This window comes from Micromonospora sp. DT4, from assembly GCF_049841675.1.
GTDB lineage: Bacteria > Actinomycetota > Actinomycetes > Mycobacteriales > Micromonosporaceae > Micromonospora.
Window position 1 is genome coordinate 1 of sequence record NZ_JBNCKT010000270.1, and the last position, 1,682, is coordinate 1,682.

The 1,682-nt window shown below is 57.0% G+C and carries 1 protein-coding gene; it reads right to left on the minus strand.

Annotation, left to right across the window (positions count from 1 at the left end; genetic code table 11):
- Window positions 1-1,457 (minus strand): hypothetical protein (locus tag ACLQ24_RS29540; protein ID WP_425895015.1); only part of this gene is annotated, 1,457 nt, incomplete at its 3' end.
- Between the last annotated feature and the right edge of the window lie 225 nt (window positions 1,458-1,682).

Sequence of the window (1,682 nt, forward strand, 5' to 3'; positions counted from 1 at the left end):
ATGACCATGGGCTGTGGCTGCTTTTTCAACGCGAACTGCTGCACCAGACGCCGCAGGTTTCGCAGATCCGCTGCCCGACTCTGATCGCCCATGGCGGAGCGCAGCACAATGACCGGAGCCTTCACCGCGGCCTTGGCCACCTGCTTGCCCCATCTTCGCAGCCGCCGGATCTGAGGCTGCCCCGTCGGTGCGGCACCCACCCAGCACAGGCCCGGATAGTCCGCATCCTGCTCGACACCCGGCGGCAGGATGACAGACTCACTCACCGCCGGCACACCAGAGCCCGACGCGTTTTCCCAATTCATGTCCCGCGTGATGCCCGCAGCCGAGTTGGCATTCTTCTGCGTCGCGGCGGACACCGGCACCACCCCGGAGGCGGGCAACTCCTCCGGGTTAACTACAAAAACCTTTTTGTTCCGAACGTCCGTCTGTAGTCCACTGGCTTGCAGAAGTTCGGTGATCTTCCCCGTCGGATCCGACATCCCCCGATTGACGAGTTTGTACATCGAAAGACCGATGTCAGTAGCTTTAGTTCTTCCCGAGAGCGTGATCGTAGTTGTCCCTGGAGGGATCGTTCCCGGGGCCTTGATCTGAGCATCCCGTGGAGCGGTCGTTCCCGGCACACCCTTGAGCCAGGCGTCATAAGCGGAGAGAAGGTCCTTGACGTTCTCTACGCGCTTATCGACGGAGACAAACGCACTCTTGTCTCTGGGGAGTATTATTTTGCTGTCGCTGGTGCGCTCCGGTTTGAAACCCGCCTTGCGCAGAGCTTCGAATAAACCCTCATGGAACACATATCCGATTGTCCGCAACACCTGAAACATTTGGCCGACTTTGTGAACCTCCCTCCTGTCGTCCGTCACCGTGTCGCTCCCGAGAGGAACTTTGCCAAAGTTTCCGCGGTCTTTAGCCACCCAAAGCTTGACCGCCTTGATCCGCTCCAGAGAGTCCTTTTCCTGCTTGGGCGTTAGCTTTCGGGGTTCGGATGGCTCCGCTCCAGGCACCTCCAACCCATCGAATTTCGTTTTATCGTCATTATTTCGGCGTATGACTGTGAAGCCGCCTTTTTCCAGCATCGCGGCCATTGTGCCTGCTTCATCATCGCTATGCCCCATGTGCTTGAGCCTCTGCATGAAGCTGCCGAACTGGAACATCTCGCCCGGCTTTCGCAGATTGGGAAGCTCCAGCTTTCGATCGGGTATCTTCCTGATGTTAAGGAGTTCACCATTTCCGTCTTTCTTGTCAATCCAGTCCTCGTAGATGGCGAGGAAGTCTCTCGCCTTCTCGTCTTTCATTCTCCGAAACTTGACGATACGCATATGTCCGCCGTCACGTTCGACGGTGTATCCGTTTTTCTTTAGGGCTTCGGAAATATCTTCATCGTATTGGAAAATCCCACCTCGTGTCAGGCTCTCGAAAAACCTGCCGATCGGGTATGTCTTTTCTCCGACAGTCACAGTGTCGTCGTTTGTGGGGACTGTGTTCCGGCGATTGGTGGAGTCTTGCGCTACCCACGTGTTGATGGCGTCGACACGCTCGCCCGGTGTGGGATATTTGTGCGACTTGTCACCTTGTTCGCGCGACTTGTCACCTTGTCGGGAGTAGGGTTTCGCGCGTTGTTTTGTGCGCGGTGTTGGGGTTGCTTTGCTGGTGGACGTGGAGGGTGGGTGCTGGTGAGGTGG